Annotated in this window: 9 protein-coding genes; 2 read left to right on the forward strand and 7 right to left on the reverse strand. The window is 42.3% G+C overall.

All coding sequences use genetic code 11. The features are described from left to right. Window positions 1-273 precede the first annotated feature (273 nt). The 3 genes from J4N25_RS26555 to J4N25_RS26565 all read right to left on the reverse strand — a co-directional run bounded on the left by J4N25_RS26555 (window position 274) and on the right by J4N25_RS26565 (window position 6,957). Window positions 274-2,106, reverse strand: a complete 1,833-nt coding sequence (locus J4N25_RS26555; RefSeq protein ID WP_207424928.1) for a RagB/SusD family nutrient uptake outer membrane protein — start codon at window positions 2,104-2,106, stop codon at window positions 274-276. 10 nt (window positions 2,107-2,116) lie between these two features. Then, entirely contained in the window at window positions 2,117-5,275 is a 3,159-nt protein-coding gene (locus tag J4N25_RS26560) for a SusC/RagA family TonB-linked outer membrane protein (RefSeq protein ID WP_207424929.1), read from the reverse strand. Between the two features lie 269 nt (window positions 5,276-5,544). Next, a complete protein-coding gene (locus J4N25_RS26565; protein ID WP_207424930.1) occupies window positions 5,545-6,957 on the reverse strand; it encodes a cellulase family glycosylhydrolase in 1,413 nt (470 codons plus the stop codon). Window positions 6,958-7,958: 1,001 nt separating this feature from the next. On the opposite strand from J4N25_RS26565, the gene J4N25_RS26570 reads away from it, so the two are divergent. Then, complete coding sequence (locus J4N25_RS26570; RefSeq protein ID WP_207424931.1) at window positions 7,959-9,239, forward strand: LamG-like jellyroll fold domain-containing protein; 1,281 nt, start codon at window positions 7,959-7,961, stop codon at window positions 9,237-9,239. A 538-nt stretch (window positions 9,240-9,777) separates the two neighbouring features. Here J4N25_RS26570 and J4N25_RS26575 read toward each other — a convergent pair. The 3 genes from J4N25_RS26575 to J4N25_RS26585 all read right to left on the reverse strand — a co-directional run bounded on the left by J4N25_RS26575 (window position 9,778) and on the right by J4N25_RS26585 (window position 16,266). Beyond that, window positions 9,778-11,472 (reverse strand): glycoside hydrolase family 43 protein, encoded by a 1,695-nt coding sequence (locus J4N25_RS26575; RefSeq protein ID WP_207424932.1) that lies wholly within the window; start codon window positions 11,470-11,472, stop codon window positions 9,778-9,780. 90 nt (window positions 11,473-11,562) lie between these two features. After that, window positions 11,563-14,205: a glycoside hydrolase family 3 C-terminal domain-containing protein gene (locus tag J4N25_RS26580; protein ID WP_207424933.1), complete on the reverse strand. Its 2,643-nt coding sequence runs from the start codon at window positions 14,203-14,205 to the stop codon at window positions 11,563-11,565. 483 nt (window positions 14,206-14,688) lie between these two features. Next, window positions 14,689-16,266, reverse strand: a complete 1,578-nt coding sequence (locus J4N25_RS26585; protein WP_207424934.1) for a glycoside hydrolase family 43 protein — start codon at window positions 16,264-16,266, stop codon at window positions 14,689-14,691. Between the two features lie 941 nt (window positions 16,267-17,207). Here J4N25_RS26585 and J4N25_RS26590 point away from each other — a divergent pair. Next, window positions 17,208-18,452: a glycoside hydrolase family 30 beta sandwich domain-containing protein gene (locus tag J4N25_RS26590; RefSeq protein ID WP_207424935.1), complete on the forward strand. Its 1,245-nt coding sequence runs from the start codon at window positions 17,208-17,210 to the stop codon at window positions 18,450-18,452. A gap of 168 nt (window positions 18,453-18,620) precedes the next feature. Here the strand turns inward: J4N25_RS26590 and J4N25_RS26595 are convergent. Next, a partial coding sequence (locus J4N25_RS26595; protein WP_207424936.1) for a response regulator occupies window positions 18,621-18,803 on the reverse strand: 183 nt, incomplete at its 5' end.

Consider the following 18,803-nt stretch of genomic DNA (forward strand, 5'->3'; position numbering starts at 1 on the left):
AGTTTTCCCTTGACTCTGCGTGGCCGCTGAGTCCGGAAAATATCATTCCGCTAAGTACAGGAATACCGCTCAATTTGCTTAGGAGTATTCTTCAAAATGATCTTCCTAATGTTAAAATTTAAAGCTTTTTGTGCGATTTAGGACCTGTAATTACGTTTTTCCTTTAATGACCACAGGGATAGTTCATTATTTCTGAAGATCTTTTGCTGATCTGTATAAAAAAAGGCTAGCCCTTATTTCAAGAGCCAGCCTTAGGGTAGGTATTATTAAAATTTAATATCCCGGATTTTGGATCAGATTATTATTCCGGTCAATTGCACTCTGCGGTATAGGAAGGAGATACATTTTGTTTTGAAACACATGCGGGTGATTCAATCCAACCTTCTCATATTTCCAAACGCCGCTATTATCGTTTGGTGATGTGTTCGTGATCTTCATCCCGTGCAGGTCCTTATTGAGTACATCCTCTGCTATTTTCCATCTGATGATATCATAGAATCGCTTGTTTTCGAAACAGAGTTCTACCCGGCGTTCTCTTCTTATCACCTCCCTCATCTGCTCCTTGGTAAGTACCTGACCTCCGTAAGTTTCCTCCAGGGTAGGAACATTAGAACGTCGGCGTATTTTGTTTATAGCAGCGTAAATACTTGCATCAGGATGATTTATTGCTTCATTCTGAGCCTCTGCATAGTTAAGCAGAACTTCCGCATAGCGGAAGAAGACATAATTTAGCCCGCTGATCCACCAGGTTCCCGGATTCGCATCAGGATTCAGTCTCTTTTTAAAGTAATATCCTGTATTGGTTGGATCTGCAGTAGCAAAATCAATTTCGTTTGGAGAGGGATTTACCTTGTCAATCCTTGTGTAAATGATATCAGTTGTAGGCATCCAGTTCATCTTGTATGGAGCTCCATCATACACGATGAAATCGTAAAAACGTTTATCGCGGTTAACATATGGATTTTGAGGGTTATAGCCGGAGCCAGCTTCGTTTATGCCCTTTCCATTTGCCATTCCAAACTGATCCACAAGTTCCTGGGTAGGACAATAGTTCCCCCAGGAACGGTACTGGCCTAATACAAATGTCGGGCCTCCGTAAACCTCAAGATTATTCCCAAGGTTATTTGTAGTCGCTGTGACGTGCTGCCTGTCAAATATAACCTCCTTGTTGTATTCGTTCTGCTCTGTCCAGAAGGTCGAGAGATCTGGGAAAAGATCATATGTTCCTTCATAAGTTTCAATGAACTTTCTATTGGTGGCGGCAGCGCGTACCCACCTCTGAATATCATAGTCTCCGTAGCCTACAAGTTTTTTCTGAGCATCGGATGCTCCGGTCCCCTGCGCGGCAGCAGGCGTACTGGTGTTAAAGGCCGGACTTGCTGCAAATAATTCTATCCATCCTTTTAAAGCTAATGCAGCTCCAAGTGTAGCCCTTCCGGCGTCCTGCTGATCTCTTGTGTGTTTGACTGCCAGTTTGTTGTTTGTCACAATCGAATCTAACTGTCCCGTTATAAAATCTACTGTTTCTGCAAATGTTGCACGCGGCCTGTTGATCTCTTCTTCACTATCGGTCTGTCGACTTTGAGTGTTGGTAATGATAGGAACTCCTCCAAAGTGCTTAAGAAGATAGCTATAAGTGAAAGCTCTCAGGAAACGAGCCTCATCAATTCTCTTTTGGTACCATTCTTCAGAAAAGTTGGCTTTGTTCTCATTTAATTTCTGAATGAAAAGATTCGCTTTCCTAATCCTTTCATAAGCCCGCTGCCAGTTGGCGTAAGTGTCAGAATTCCAGTCGAAGGCATTATAATTCATTGCATTGCTGGTAGGGGTTACACTTCCTGATCTCCAGCCCCACCAAGGCCAGTACGGCCCCGCGTCATTATCGTCGGTATAGTTATCCAGCTGATCAGGAGTGTTATTGATCCTGAAAAGATTGCCATACATATCATTTAAAAATATATCGGCATTGTTCTCTGTCTGCCAAAGGCTCAAATCATCCAGATTGGTTTTCGATTCGTTTTCCAGAAAATCCTTTTTGCAAGAAAATATAGCGGTTATAGAGAAGGCCAGCACTGCAAGCCTTAAAATACTTTTTATGTTGTTCATTCTTATCGTCTTAGAAATTAACATTTAGTCCCAGGGTATACATTTTTTGATTCGGGTAGAAATACGTTCCGCTAGTATTGACTGCAGCCTCTTCAGGGTCCATATACTTCAGTTTGCTGAAAGTGAGTACATTCTGGCCCGAAACATAAATCCTTGCAGTTTTCATTCCTGCTTTTTTTGAAATAGAACCCGGCAGGGTGTATCCAACCACTAAATTTTTCAGTCTCAGGTAACTTGTATTCATCATATAGAAATCAGAATATTGAGAGTTATTAAGAGTAGGGGCGGAGGTTACCCTTGGGTATTTAGCGTCCTGTCTCTCCGGAGTCCAGTAATTGTTATAGTATTCGTAGCTCAGGTTACTTGCATTATTAGCGAACGGAACAGTCTGGAAGTTGGAAACATTCAGACTTAACCTCGCTGCTCCCTGAAAGAATAAACTCACATCCAGTCCCTTCCATGCAAACGTTGGCGTAAAGCCATAAGTGATTTGAGGGTAGGTTGGATATCCAACTACCGTCTGGTCTTCCGGGTCAATCTGTCCGTCCCCGTTCAGATCTGCATACCTGATGTCCCCAGGACGAAGTTCGGCGTTAAATTGATTTACCATGTATCCGTCGGCTGCATTGATAAGTCCATCCTTATTTACATCATCATCAGTACTGAACAGGCCAAGAGATTTATACCCGAATGGAGTGTTAAGTGGGCGGCCTGTCTGTCTCCTGTTTGGATTATTGTATGTGGAGGCATTTTCAAAAGTCTGAACCAGCTTGTTTCTTGCGTAGCTGAAGTTTCCGGTAAGTCCGGCCTGCATTCCATTTTTGAACCGTCTGGTGGAGCCGACTGAAAATTCTACACCGCGGTTTTTCATTATACCAGCGTTTTCAAGAGGTAGACTAATCCCGTATTCAAGTGGCACGGTAACAGTCGGGGGAATTAGCATATTTTTTCTCTGTTCGGCAAAGTAATCGAACTCGAAGTTCAGCAGCCCCTGGCGTAGTGACAGGTCAAAGCCGATATCAGTTTTTTCTGCTATTTCCCAGGTGATGTTTGGATTAGCTTCTACCGGAACATAGGCACCCTGAACTATATTGGAAGCTCCGAAAACATAAGCGTTCGATCCTAATGTATATCCGTTTAGCCATTGGTACAATGCCAGGTTGCCGTTCTGGTACGGAAGGTTTCCTGACCTGCCCCATGAACCCCTTAGTTTTAAATTTTCAATAAAACCGAAGCGCTCTTTGAAGAACGTTTCCTCAGATATTCTCCATCCCGCTGACACCGCAGGAAAGAACCCGAATCTTTTTCCGGGACCGAAAGCATAATGCCCATCCTGCCTTCCGGAAGCTTCCAGCAGATATTTTCCATCATAATTGTATCCTAATCTGAAAACATAACCAATCTGACTTCCTGTCCCCGATCCTCCTCCGTTATCAAAATCTTCCTTGGTGGCACTCCCCAGATCAAGCTCGTCAACCGAGATCGCAAAGTTGTTCCGGGCGGCATTGAAATAGTTATTGGTGTTTCTGCGGCTTTCTGCAACAAAGAGTCCCGATACTCCGTGTTTTCCAAAAGTCCTGTTATAATTCACTATTCCCTGATAGGTGAAATTCTCATTTTGGGAGTAGGCCTGGTATAAGGTTGTCCGTGGTCCCCCGGCAATAGCTTTCGTAAATGTATAAGGGGTGGTGGTGGTGTTTATATCATAAAAGGTTATGGGAAGGTGCCAGTTCTTATTGGTCGACTGTGTGGGATCAAAGCTGAAGGTTCCTTTAACACTCAGTCCCTTAATAAAGCTCAGTTGTTGTTCAACCGCAATTGAAGTTAAAAGAGTATTCCTTCTTGTGTTTGCGTATCCTCCGTTAACTAATCCAAGTGGAGAAATTCCTGTTACCGCTCCTGGCAAACCGTTAGAATATCTGATAGCTCCTGTTGGTTGCATCTTTACCGATGCCCAAATAACATTTCCAATATATTCATTTGTGCTGGAGGTTCGTTCTATTGAACCATTCAGGGAAGCGGTGATCTTAGTGGTTGAGGTAGCATTTACATCTGTCTTTAAACTGTAGGTATACCTTTTATAGCCTACATTGCCGAACATTCCTCCCTGATCATAGAAGCCCAGGCCCGTGAAGTATTTGACCTTGTCTGTTCCCCCGTTAAGCTGGAAGTTGTAATTCTGAAGAGGAACGTGCAGATCCACAACATCTCTGAAAAAGTTGCTGTTCGGGTACTTATCAGGGTCAGCAGCATGCAGTTCGTCATAGTTGTTAATTAAATCCTCAGCATAGGGAAGAGTGGTTGCACCCGAGTTCAGGGCAGCTTCGTTCCTGATCTTCATATACTCTGTAGCATTGACCATATCCGGGTAAACGGTAGGAGTCTGGGTCCCGTAATAGGCATTGAGAGATATTGTGGGTGCTCCGCTCACACCTGATTTGGTTGTTATTAGCAGTACCCCGTTAGCTCCTCCCATCCCGTATGGTGCTACAGCAGCTGCGTCTTTCAATACACTGATTGATTCAATGGTATTTGGATCTACCTGGTTTATATTGTCCCTTATTATACCATCCACAACAATCAGTGGATTAGTATTTCCGGTAGATGCTACTCCACGTATATAGATACTTGGATTATCCTGGCCAGGCTGGCCTCCGTTACCCCGCATGCTCACACCGGAAACTCTTCCCGCTATCGAACCTGAAATATTGGGGGTAGGAGATTTAGCGGCTTCGGCACCTTTAACTTGCGAAACGGCAGCGGTGGAAGAAGTTTTCCTTTGGGTACCGTAGGCTACTACTACTACATCGCTAAGCACACTGTTCTCAGCCGAAAGGTTTATTCTAAAGGTCGTTTTCCCGCCAACAGGTACCTCCCTGGTGGTGTAGCCAATAAAGCTGAAAACTAAAACTGCATTGTTATCAGGTACGGATAAGGAAAATTTTCCGTTGATATCGGTTACGGTTCCTGTTGAGGCTCCTTTAACTTTAACCGAAACACCAGGCAATGGAAGATTTTTCTCGTCAAGCACTACGCCTCCAATCGTTTTGTCAAGTGAATTGGTAATCAAAACCGGAGTTCTGGTAGGTTTAACCAGGCCTACATTTGCAACGGCGCCCAGTCTGGACGCCATTAAAATGCTTACCAGGAGACAAGTATTTTTATACATTGTCTTAGATGTAAAAAGCTGTTTTTTCTTCATAAATAAACTGGTTGTTATATGAGCGAGTTCCTGGCCGCGGAAATGTTCTTTGCATCTTTGGATTTAAAGCACTGCATCACGTTGATATGTCGAAGCACAGGATTTAAGATGTTTTATAATAAATACTACACTACTTTATCTGTTAACTTTTCAGTTATCAAGACCCTTCTCAGGGTCTTGAATTTTACGGTATCTCCCTTATTAGTAAGTGCCTTACATGCAGAAAGCTGAAGGACTTAATAGGTTAAGAAGGTCCATTGCTGGTTTTGATTAAAGGCGTCGGAAGACCATAAGTACAAAGGCTGCCCATTTGCACCACCATTGCCGCCATCAATGGAAAATCCCGGAGCGTTCCGCTTCTGCAGCCTGAAATTGCCGTTACCGGAACTGATTTTCTGCCACTGCTGATTTTGGTTGCTTACATCACAGGTCCAACAATACACGGATTGTGCATTTGCACCACCATTCCCGCCATCGATGCAGTAGTTGGTATTCAATTTTTGGTAAACAAAGTAGCCTCCTCCTGCATCAATTTCCAGCCACTTCTGATTTATATTCTTAACGTCCCTGGTGTAGAGGTATATTTGCTGACCATTTGCACCGCCATTGCCTCCATCGACCGCGAAAGTGTTGGAGTTACTTTTGGTCATGTGTACAATCTTATTGTTTCCTAAAGGCCATGTCCCATAGTCTGGTTTCCATCTAAGCACGCTGCTTTCTACTGGTGTTTTGAACATAGCATTGTTTGCAAGTACATCAGCTACTGAGAGAAAATGGGTATAGGAAACACCCTGGTTTTCAAAGATTGTGGTTGTACTGATGTTTACATTCCCGCTGCTGGTTTCTGGCTCTGTTACAACGACCGCAAAACCGGCATTTTTCAAAGCTGATATAGAAGCTGAAAACTCAGTATTGGTTACTCCGTACCCATGTATCGCAACCCCTGCATTGGAGAGGTCGAGTCCCAGAGAGTTAATTTCTGAAATTGCAGCAGTATAGTTGCCGGGAACGCTGTAACTCATCAGCAGAATTGGGGTATTCGGAGCCTTGGAACGGATTAAATTAAAGGCGCTTTTCTCCATGTTTAAAGTGTTTGTATCGTACGGAGGTCCCCAGGCAAATGGCTCGTTCTGAATCTCGTAAATAACGTGGGGTTTATCCTTATACCTCGGTGCATAGAGGTTCCAGAAGGAATTGATGAAATCTAAATTGAATGATCCATTTTCACTGCCGTTGCCGATGGTAAGTATTAGATATAAGCCTGTGTTGGCTGTAGCATTAACCACTGAATCGACCAGAGCAACCTTACCACCAGGAGAACCGCAACTAGGGCACTCTGCATATAGGTGAATGGCATTCATACCGAGGTCTTTGATTTTTGCAATATCAGCCTGAGAAGGTACAGTGGTAAAAATGTCGCTGGAAATAGCAAGTCCCCGTAGCAATTCCCCCTGGTCTGTTAAAAAAGTTCCGTTTGATTTTACCGGCCTTCCCCTTTGTGCAAGTACACCGGAGATCTTAGTCTTATTGTTCATTGTTACCGGTGCTTCTTCCTTCAGTAACTCATTTTTGGAGCAGCTGCTTAGAATTGCCAAATTCAATGCAAGCGCGGCAATACGCATGCATCTGTTTAAGTTTAAATGTTTCATCGTTAACATAGTTTATTGAATTAGTTGTTAGAATTTATAGCACTGCGTGATCAACTGGGTTATAAGGGAGAAACCGTAGCTTGTGCGCAGTATTTTTGGGTTAGTCTTTTACTCTGATTAATGTGTTTGTTGGTTAGCAAAAGCTGCAAGTGAATATGTACGGGGTGAAGAACTGTTCAATTGGTTAGTTATCCTGTCCTCTTACCGTAGCTACTTTTGGTCAGGGAGAGCGCATATCCGTTTCGCTTCTTCCAAGTAAGTAAAAGGGGTTCTGGCTGAGGGTTGCACAGCTAGTGTTGATTTTTCCGGGCACATAAGAAACAGGTTGTGTCGTTTCCAGCTCTTTGTTGTTTGTCTTCATAGATACATTGGCAAAGTCCTGAACAGTTGGTTCGCTTGAAGGCTGTCATTTAATCAAGCCTGGTAAAGGCGTTGCCTTTTATATAATTGATTTCTGTACTGCGAAGTACCTGAAGATTTGTAAGTTTAGTTAGGACTATTCGTAAAGATTATCGACCGAATGTTAAAAGTTAGGGAATCGGGCTTATTATTCGAGAGATATTATCTTTAAGGCGATTCGTTGGGATACTTGTAAAAGAAGCAGGAATGACCGTTTATAAATTTGCTCACCGGCACTAAAAGCCGAAGGTAATTGAAACTTAAAATTCCAGCAGTAAAATATCCATCTTTAACATTTATTCCGTGGGCTGATACTTAACTACCTAAAGGGCCATTTTTTTCACCATTAAGCGCTCAGGATATTACGCTAAACCCTGAGACCTTTTTATTCCGGCATCTGCGGAAGCCCTCACCGATTATTTTTCGATTTAACATTTCTTGCAATGTTTTTTACAGGTGTGGTAATGCAGGTTCTTACACTCCTATAAATTGCAGCCAGTAATAAAACCATTATAAACTTAATTTCCCCAGTTGCAAGTGAGGTAGATCTAGAAGCCAAGTGGAGTAATGTTGGGGTTTTTCCAATGATAATTCAAACTAACATGAAACAATTCTACACTTCTTTAAAACGAGGAACAACTGCACTATTTGTTGCCTCGTCCTTGTTTATCAGGGTCCAATCCTTTGCTCAAATGCCTTCACCCCTGGTTCATTATAAATTTAATGGCAACACAAATGACGAAAAAGGAGGGAGTGCTGCAGTAGTCAGCGGAAATTCTTTATTTGTCGAGGGTGTCGAAGGCCAGGCTTTCAGATTTGATGGTACTAACTATATAACTTTGCCTGAAGGCATAATTAATCATCCTAATATAACCATCGCTACTGCGGTAAAGATAGAGCAGTATCAGAACTATAGCCGTGTTTTTGACTTTGGGAATGACACAGAAACGTTCTTTGCTTTTTACAGCTTAATAGGTTGGACTGCAGACCCGGGTGGTGCATTTCTTCCAGGGCTTTTCATGAAAAACAGTATCACAGGAGGAGAAAAAGGAGCTATTCCCTGGGGTCAGCCTCCCTATTTGTTGGGTGATAATAAGTGGGTTTACCTGGTCTGTACAGTAGATGAAGGTGGTGTGGCAAAAGTCTATGTCAATGGAAGTCAGATCGCTGAAAATGCAAATGAGTTTAAAGCGGGAGTGAGGGCATTAGGAATAACAAAAAATAATTATCTGGGTAAATCACAGTTTGAATGGGATGGCCTTGCAAAGCAGGTAATAGACGATTTTAGAATTTATGATAAGGTTTTGTCTCCAGCAGAAATCCAGGCTTTAAATGCAACAGTTTTGCCGGTTAAACTTTCCTCTTATGAAGCAAAATTAAACGCAAACGGTAATGTTGATTTAAGGTGGGCTACTGTTTCTGAATCCGGAAATGATTATTTTGTTATAGAAAGAAGTACAGACGGAGAAACTTTTGAAAAATTTGTCAGTGTGAAATCTAAGGGTGAAAAAGGTGGATTCTACTCAGCGACTGATGCGAGTCCTGCAAATGGACCTAATTATTACAGGTTGTCTCAGGTCGATAAAAATGGCGATACAAAAGTTGAAGGTATAAGATTAGTATCGTTGGGTCTGGGTAAAGAAGAAAAGCTTGTAGTTTATCCCAATCCTTTAGTAAACAATACTCTTTCAATTCAGGTTCCTCCTGCTATAAAAACAAAAGATATTGATATTAAGGTGAGTGATCTGACTGGAAAAATAGTCTATAAAACAAAGATTGTAAGGGGAATGTCTGGTGTGGAAGTTTTGAATCTGGATTTATCTTCGGGCTTATATCTTTTAAAAGTAAATGACTCGTTTTCAACCAAGCTGTCCAAGGAGTAACTTCCTGGCTGTTTGGGCAGATAGTTTATTTTTCATTGCGATAGAGACAATTAAAGGTCTTTATCGCGATGAGGAATTTGAACGTTGATGAATTTTATAAGATTGCATGTGTTCCTTGAAGAACATAATCCGGGGAAAACCGGAAAAAGTTTTTTACGCCGTATTGTTGCATGCTGCTGTCCGGACAACTAATCCAATTGACCCTGACATTGTCATCAGCCAGGTTATCAAATCTGGCAACACCTTTATTTTCGAGCGGGCACTTCCTAAGTAAATTAACGAATCTTCAAGGTATACAGCGGGAATGACGAATTAGGTCTTTCATTAGTAGGTGGGGTTTACCGGATCATATATCCAAGTTGACTGACTTCTCCATAAAAGCGTATCAGAAACACTAATTTTAAGTCATGCCACTCAGTTAACACTCCTCCTCCGATTTGTAATAAAGCCGATCTTCCATTTTCTACGGATTAGAGGAAAAAAAAATTCCCTGTTACCATAAGGAGCAACAGGGAACAACCTTTAGAGAAAATATAAATTAATTCTTCTTTGTGGCATAAAGGCCAATACAGGTACCAACAAAGCCTTGTGCCTTTTGAGTACTAAGGTTGGTCATGTCAGCACCGCCAGCCAAAGTTTGCCAAGTTTTACCATCTAAGCTATAGAGGAAATCACCCGCTCCTCCTTTGCCTTCTACCTTCAACTTAACCGGAGTATTGGGCTTAATACCATCTAGGGGTTTGCTAGCCAGTACTTCCTTTTTGCCTTCTATCCGGTATAGTACTATGCTCTCTTTTCCGTCAATGATAGTCTTACCAAAAAGGAACTGATATTTCTCATTCTGAAACAAGACCAAGCCGGCAAAATCATTTTCGGATTTAGCAGTGTACTCTACCTGAGTTTCGGCTGAAAAATTAGTGTGTTGCTGTCTTCTTAGAATGGCCGATGGTGATTGTGTTTCTTCCGTACTTATCGCCAGGGGAGTAATAGCAAGCTTACCATTATTCACCTTATAGAAATCCTGTTTTGGCGTACGAATAAAAATCCAGGAATGGTCTAGCTTATCTTTTTCAAAGTTTTCATTGTAGGTAAAATTACCAGTTAAAGGCTGAGTCCCTGGTTTAAGATCCTTCTTGGATACGATTGTAGGAACCGGCTCTCCTTTTTTCAGGATAACAGGAAAATCGTTTTCCCATGTAACGGGCAATAAGAAAGTTTCCCGACCTGTGTTAAATACGAAGTTATTGGTATATGGACGGGTTCCGAGAAATACTGCCCACCAGTCGCCCTTGGGCGTTTGTATCAGATCTGCGTGACCAGTGCAGGCTACTATGTTTTCCCGGTTCGGAGCTAAGTCTCTTTGCGTTAAAATAGGGTTTGTTTTTGCTGCCACGTAAGGTCCCCAGGGACTTTTACTGCGAAAAACAACCTCGGAATGACCGCTGTCTGTTCCCCCTTCTGCACACATTAAATAGTAATAACCGTTGATCTTGTATAGGTGCGGACCTTCAATCCAAATCGGACGATCTTCCGGGCGCGCTCCACCCCTGAGTATTTCCTTGCTTTTTCCAATAGTCTTGCCTGTTGCTACATCAAATTCATGAATCCGGATACTCCGCTGCTGGTTCCAGTCGGGTCCATTTTCTGGTTCATCATTATGCACTATGTATGCTTTCCCGTCATCATCGAAGAGGAAGGAGGGGTCGATGTTCCTCACCTCGGGGAGCAGGACAGGCTCACTCCAGCCTTTTTCCGGATCTTTTGATGTTACATAGAAATTACCGATGCCACCGATGTCGGTTGTAATCATATAGAAGGTATCGTTGGTGGGATTATAAGAGATGGCCGGTGCAAATATTCCGGAAGAAATACCTTGTTTTTCATTCAGACTAAGTTGCGAAGGCCTGTCCAGAACATGGCCTATTTGTTTCCAGTTCACCAGGTCCTTACTCTTGAAAATAGGTACACCAGGGAAGAAACCAAACGAAGAATTTACAAGATAATAAGTGTCGCCTTTCCGGCAGACAGACGGGTCGGGATAATACCCTGCCACTATTGGGTTGTAGTATTGTTTCTTGTGGTCGATTCCCGTTTTAAACCGCTCGTCTTTGCCTTCGTATTTGAAGTAGTCAAATTGCGCAACCTCTGTTTGTTTCTGTCCCCATACAGGTTGGCACAGCAGCAGCGCTGCTGCAATTGTAGGAATAAATACTGTTTTAATTACACTATGCATAAGTCGTTTTGTATTTTATCTAAGTTTTTAGAAGGTATATGCCCGGTATTCGCACGTCTCCCGGGCCAGTGTGTGTGTAGCCTTTTAGATTTAGTTCGGTTGAACTTTTATTTTAATTTTATTAAGCGTGGTACTGGCGGAAGTACCCCCGTATTCAATGGTGTAGCTTCCTGCCTTGGTCACAAGATCGTTAGCTTTCTTATCGAAGTACTTAAAAGAATTATTGTCCAGTGTAAGCTTTACGTACTGTGTTTTTCCCGGCTCTATGAAAAGCCTTTTAAATGCCCGTAGAGATTTCACCGGTGCCTGAGGATCGTTGTCCCTTTTTACATAGACCTGTACTACTTCATCGCCGCCCTTTTTCGAATTATTGGATACAGGAATAGTGATAGAGACATTCTGACCAGCCTTCAGTACTTTTTTATCTAAAGTGGCAGCTCCGTACTTAAAGGCTGAGTAGCTCAAACCATGGCCGAACGGATATAAGGGCTCCGACCTAAGGTAACGGTAAGTTCTACCTTCCATATCGTAGTTCTCAAAGCCCTGTCTTGCCGGATCGTTATGCTTGCTTAATCCGCTATCAAGTTGTGCCAGCGTTTTATAAAAAGTAACAGGAAGGCGACCTGCCGGATTATAATCTCCGAATAGTACGTCTGCAACTGCAGTACCCGCCGCCTGACCTCCATACCATGCACATAGCAGTGCATCGTAATTTTTCTCATCCTGCTCGAGAGCCAGGGAGCTTCCCGTACAAAGGACGAACACTACCGGTTTACCGGCTTTCCTAAGTTCAGCAAGCAATTTGCGCTGTACAGTTGGAAGGTCAATAGATACTTTGTCTCCCCCTTTAAATCCTTCGGCGTTAACGAACATTTCCTCACCCTCAAGGGCCGGAGAAAGCCCGCCGACATATATTACAACATCAGCATCACTGATTTTATTTAGAAGTCCGGAGAATTCCTGAGGATCCTTTCTGTACACATTAAAATTTACACTTGCATGCTGGCCTTTTTGCGATTGCTCCAGTCTTATCCTGTAAGTCTTTCCCTTCTCCATATTCATTATATGCTCGCTGGTAACAGATGCAAAGTAACCGGTTTGGGTCAATACCTCTTTGTCGTCGACAAACAGCTTATATTCATCTGATGCACTTGCGCTGAAGGCAACAGGACCAGAATAAGGTGCTGTAAATATACCCGAAATACGAGATGAGGTGTTTTCTACATTCACTCCTGGTGCCAGCGGTGTTCCTCCTCCGTTGCTGTAGCTAATGCCAATACTGTTGGTTAATGTTGCTGCCGGCTGGCCTTCTCGCTTATTATTGTTGTAAAATTCAACCTTAAGCCCTTTTTGGCCATTTACTCCGGTTGACAGATACTCGTATAAAGAAGTTTTAACCCAGGGATCCACGTGATCGCATCCTTTTTCGTAAACAATCTCTGTCTGCGGCAATTTCTTTTTGATGCCTTCGAGTATGGTCACGGTAGAAGATGGGGTGCCGTTGTAGTTTCCCCAAAGCATCGTACTGTCATCCGCGTTTGGACCTATTACGGCAATCTTTTTTACAGATTTCGTTAAAGGAAGGAGACTTGCATTATTTTTTAACAAAGTCATGGATTCGCGGGCTACCTTTAAAGCTTGTTGACGGTGTTCAGGCGCGTCCACCACACTGTATGGTAATTTGCTCCACGGCACTCTTTCCTGAGGATCAAGCATACCCAATTCTATCCATCCCTGAAGTATTTTTCGCAGAGATGCATCTATCTGCTCTATTGAAACAAGACCGGATTTCAGGGCAGCGTTTAGACTGGTAAACGAATCACCGCACTCAAGATTAGTTGAATGTATAATTGCATCTGCGGCTGCAGAAGGAGCATCGGGCTTCGTCGCATGTGCACCTTTTACAAAAAAGTCGTTCATTGCCCAGCAATCGGTAACTACCATTCCATTATAGCCCCATTTTTTCCTCAAAATATTGGTAAGCAACAGATTATTACCACAGCAGGGTTCACCGTTAAGTGCATTGTAAGCACACATTACTTCCCTTACGTTTCCTTCCTTCACCAGGGCTTTGAACGCTGGTAAATAAGTTTCCCAGAGGTCCCTGTCAGAGACGACTGCGTTATAGGAATGCCTGTTCCACTCCGGCCCGCTGTGCACGGCGTAGTGTTTAGCGCAGGCATGGGTTTTAAAATATTTAGGGTTGTCTCCCTGTAATCCCTTTACCGTTGCTAAACCAAGCTGGGAGGTCAGATAGGGATCCTCACCGTACGTTTCCTGCCCTCGTCCCCATCGCGGATCCCGGAAGATATTAATATTTGGAGTCCAGAATGAAAGACCATAATAGATGCTCCTGTTGTTGTTTCTGACGGCTTCGTTGTATTTAGCTCTTGCTTCCGTTGAGATGATATCAAAGGTTCTGTATTGGGCAGGCACATTCCAGGTTGCCCCCATCCCGATAGCCTGCGGAAATACAGTAGCTGTACCTGCCCGTGCCACACCATGCAATGCTTCACTCCACCAGTTATAGGCAGGTATCCCCAGCCTGGGAACCGCTCTGGAGTCATGCATCATCATTCCAATTTTTTCCTCAGGCTTCAGCAGGCTGATAAGATTGTTGATGCGCTGCTCATTAGGCAGATCTGGATTGCGGAAGGGATACTCCGTCTGTGCCTTCAGACATTGCCCCATGAAAGCAAATAAAAATGATAGAGTTAAAAAGCTTATTTTCATAATAAAAAAAATACGAACGTATTTAAGAACATGAGTTTGAAAAAAAACGAATTATACGCGGCAGATCGAGATAGATTCCACAAGTACATTGTAACCCAAATTGAGATAATGAAAGCAAAAGGATAACTATGGGATTTAGATAGCTGTCCTCTCTTAATAGACCATACATAATTATTCCCAGGCTTTGATAATCTAGTTAGTATTTGTGTGTTTAATTTATCCCGGGCCTGGCAAGAGTAAATTTAAGCAGGACCGGGAAGAATCGTTAATCAAAACTGCCGGAAAGTGAATTCACTTTAATCCAGCACGAAATTGCAGCTCGTGCTTATGATTCAGGTGTACATTTGATATCATTTCTGAAACAAATGTTAAATTTCGGCGCATAAGGGGGACAAACTTTATATCATCGAACCTGTGCAGCTCATTTCCCCCTTATCAAGATGACCTGATAATTTTAATAACTAAATCAGGATATAAATCCTGTCAATTCATTCTCAGGTAGTCGAAATCCACGTATCCGCCTGCGCTTTTAGTTGCATAATTAAACAGGCAGAATTTATTACCTGTAAACACTTTAAGACTAAATTGCATAGATAGTTCGTTGCCAAGCTTTCTAAAAGTCCTGTTGTCAAGGCTGTATTCGAAACGAGCAATTTTTGAAGCATTAGAAGCACTGGTTTTAAGGTAAACAACCTTTGCAGCTAATGGGACGGAGGCTACTTCAATTCCATTATTTACCATAATGAGTTTCCTGGCTCCCTTGATTTGCTTTACAGCTATATATCCGTATGGATCCTGGAAAACGGAAAGACCTGCAATGTCGCCGTCTTTCATGTGGCTTACGTCCAACTTAGTTACTCCTGTGGTGGGGATTTGCTGATCGTACTTAACAAAGGGTTTCTGTGTAAGTGTATTTCGGGCCTGAAGGAAATCGTTCACCGGCTTTCCTGTGGAGAGCCTTAAATAACCCTTACGTGCCGTCAAAGACCATTTGGCGTTGTCAGGATTATGATTCCAGCCCCACTGCATTCCTAATTCTTTGCCTGTAAATTCATCTGAAGTAGGAAGGTATCTGATCGGATAGGTTTTGCCGACATCGGGCTTCCTGTATCTGGTCACCGCATGTCCGTCTACTCCTGCAACAGGCCATCCGTCCACCCATTTTACCGGCTGTAAAGAAGGGACACGTCCAAAGGGGCCAATATCGATAAACAGCATCGTCCACCATTCTCCTGTTTGTGTCTGGATCAGTGCTCCCTGATGAATTCCAAAGTTGACATTGCTCTTGTCTTTTTCATCAATCACCACTTTCTCCTCATAAGGTCCCCATATATTCTTCGAACGCAAGGCAATCTGCAACCCATCTGCCCCGCCGTAAGTACAATACAGGTAGTAATACCCGTTTATTTTATATATATGAGATCCCTCTAGTCCGGCTCTCATTTTCCCGGTGAATACCAGAGAATCTTTACTAACGGGTCTGAAGTCCTTGTCAAGTTCAGTCATGTAAATCTCGCCATAACCCCAACTAACATAAATTTTTCCGTCCTCATCAAAAAATAACCCGCAGTCGTGGTATCCTTTTCCAAGTGGCTTAATGTCCCATTTCCCTTCAGGATTTACGGCTGTGCATAAAAAAGCTCCTTCTTTAAGCGAATTGAACAATACGTAGAACTTTCCGTTATGGTATTTCAGGCTCCCTGCCCATTGACCAAGCGCGTACCGGTTACAACCCTGAAGGTCATAGCATTCACCATCCATCTTTTCTACAACATTCTTGCAGTACTCCCAGTTCACCAGATCTTTCGACTTCACGATCGGAACACCAGGGAATGTAAACATGGTGGTTGACAGCATATAGTAGGTATCCTTTACACGGATTACATCTACATCAGGAAAGTCAGCAGGAATTACAGGATTGGTAAAAGTACCGTCACCATTGTCCGCAGATATTTTCTGGGCAGTTGACATGGGTGTCTGTGCCACGAAAAGGAATAGTAGTGCTGTGAAAAAATACCATCCTTTTTTTGTTGTCAGATTTCGTTCTCTAACATTCATCATAAGTTATCTAAATATTTGTGTGTTTGTAATTTCAGGTTTACCTCGGGTAGTTCTTTGAATTTGTCCGGTTCACTCTCCAACGTAATAAATCAGTATTAAAAAATCATTGATTTCGAGGGGACTAAAATATGGGAAGCCTCAGCTGGAGTAATGTTCACATGTTTAATTTGATAAGACAAATGTTAAAAATTGCTGAGGTAGGTCTAGGATGTGCCTTGTCTGGCATTTTAGTAAATCAATAGTTTTATAAACACAGGACTGGGGTACCAAGGAGGGGCTTTAACTTTTGAGTACCAACACAAGTCGCTAGGCCATTGTTACTGTTTCTATCTGCACGTAAAGCGGATGAGCCAGGGGAGGTAGGCATTGAAAGATGGAGGTTAAGCAATTAGAAGGTTTAACATATAGACGCGAGATTTTAACTATAATACACTCTTGACTAAATTCAGCACTAGATATTAGTCGCTTTATATACTCTTGATTGTATTATCTGTCGACATCCGATTTTGAAAGGAATTCCAAGACGTAGAAATACAAAGTCAAGTCTAAACTAACCAAATTCCTGCAAAAGAAATGGATCCTCTGAATCTGGCATCTATCGTTAATTGTAAGCCATTCTGTGAAAGAATATGGATAAGGATGCGGTTCTCTATTTCGTTCATTCTACATAAACTAACAGTTCAACCATTCCCTTCAAATTCAAATATTAATGTATCTGTTTACCTTACCTGCACTTCTTTTGCGGAAATAACGGCAGACAACATCCCGCCTTAGAAAATTTAGAGTAGCAATGCATTTTATTTTAAACTAACCCACGGCGAAATTATGCATGAAGTAACAATGTATAATCGACAAGGCCGGTATTCAGCTGAAGATATAAGAAAATTCAGCTGAGTATATGAAAGACTACAAATAATCAATTACTAAAGAAAAACGACTTTATGAAAGCATTAAAAAACACCCTCTGTCTACTAATTCTGATGGTCTTTGCATCCTGCAGTGACAAAACAATTTCTGAACCGGAACAAGAAGTTCTAAGTGTCAGTAATTCAAAAAAACCGATTTCAGGTGAAGCAATTGTGGATGTAAATGGGATAAGGCAAGTGATCGACGGGTTTGGCGGTTCAACCGCCTGGAGTGGTGCTATGTCAGAAGATGAAGCGAACGCGCTATTTTCCAACGGCAACAACCAGCAGTTAGGGTTAAGCATATTACGTGTAAGACTTGATCCATGGAAAGACTGGGCAGATGAAAAATCAAATTCCTTGAAAGCTAAAGCCCGCGGTGCAATGGTTCTTGCTACCCCATGGACTCCCCCGGCTTCTATGAAGACGAATAACAATACTATTCAAGGCTCCCTGCTTCCTGACCAGTATCAAAACTATGCGAATTACCTGAAAGAAGCATGTGATTACTTTGGAACTATAGACGTCATGTCCATTCAAAATGAGCCGGATTGGTTGCCTGATTACGAATCCTGTGGATGGAGTGCAAATGACTTTTTAAATTTCGCCAAAAACAATGCTGCATCTATTGGAAAACCTGTAATGATGCCAGAAGCGCTGGGTTTTAACTATGCATTAAGCGATCCTGTTCTTAACGATCCTGCTGCGTCTGCTAACGTTCCTTATATTGGAGGGCATATTTATGGTGTTAGTACACCGCAGAGATACGATAATGCTATAAATAAAGGCAAAAAGGTTTGGATGACCGAGCACTATCATAATGGTACGGACATTAGCACCTGCATGACTGTAGCTAAAGAAATCCACGATTGCCTGACTCTTGCTGACCATAACGCCTATATTTGGTGGACTTTAAAAATATGGGATTGCGCGTTAATAAATAATGGAATACTTAATAAAAAAGGTTACACGATCGGTCAGTTTTCAAAATTCATCCGTCCCGGTTACAACCGTATAGATGCCACTAACAATCCTAAAACTAATGTGTATGTTAGCGCCTATCAGGGTGATGGTAAAATAGTAGTAGTTGCAATAAATAAGGGAACAACGTCAGTAAGCCAGTCATTCGCAGTCAGCTCCGGGGCAGTGAATCAATTTACCCCTTTCCGCACCTCTCCAACTGAAAATTTAGTACAGTTACCTGGCATAAACGTGAATAACGGTAGATTCACAGCTACGCTGCCCGCACAAAGCATAACGACTTTCGTGAAAAATCTTTAAATCTATTGTTGAAGAATCCGAAGAAGAAGTAATAATTAGAGGCAGGTAAAACTCAGGAGGTGTCAGATCATTTGTAAAGGATCTGGCGCCTCCTGCTTTGTTTTTCAATTACTCTTACGACGTGTAGGACAGGAGACAGGCTATCTAAAGGGAATTCGTTTAAAAGCTTTAGGAACCCGGTATGCTTGTTTCAAACTTCAGAACCTCCATCAGCTCCTCCAGCTTAAATGGCTTTGAGATAAAATTGTTCATGCCTGCTTTATAACAATTCTCCTTATCTTCAGGTAGAACATTGGCCGTCATTGCGATAATAACGGGCTGGTCTATTTTTTCCAGACTTCGGATCGTTTT

This window comes from Desertivirga brevis (assembly GCF_017355835.1).

Coding starts and splice junctions, on each gene's coding strand:
- J4N25_RS26555 (WP_207424928.1), bottom strand. CDS start 2,106: ATGAACAACATAAAAAGTATTTTAAGGCTTGCAGTGCTGGCCTTCTCT.
- J4N25_RS26560 (WP_207424929.1), bottom strand. CDS start 5,275: ATGTATAAAAATACTTGTCTCCTGGTAAGCATTTTAATGGCGTCCAGA.
- J4N25_RS26565 (WP_207424930.1), bottom strand. CDS start 6,957: ATGAAACATTTAAACTTAAACAGATGCATGCGTATTGCCGCGCTTGCA.
- J4N25_RS26570 (WP_207424931.1), top strand. CDS start 7,959: ATGAAACAATTCTACACTTCTTTAAAACGAGGAACAACTGCACTATTT.
- J4N25_RS26575 (WP_207424932.1), bottom strand. CDS start 11,472: ATGCATAGTGTAATTAAAACAGTATTTATTCCTACAATTGCAGCAGCG.
- J4N25_RS26580 (WP_207424933.1), bottom strand. CDS start 14,205: ATGAAAATAAGCTTTTTAACTCTATCATTTTTATTTGCTTTCATGGGG.
- J4N25_RS26585 (WP_207424934.1), bottom strand. CDS start 16,266: ATGATGAATGTTAGAGAACGAAATCTGACAACAAAAAAAGGATGGTAT.
- J4N25_RS26590 (WP_207424935.1), top strand. CDS start 17,208: ATGAAAGCATTAAAAAACACCCTCTGTCTACTAATTCTGATGGTCTTT.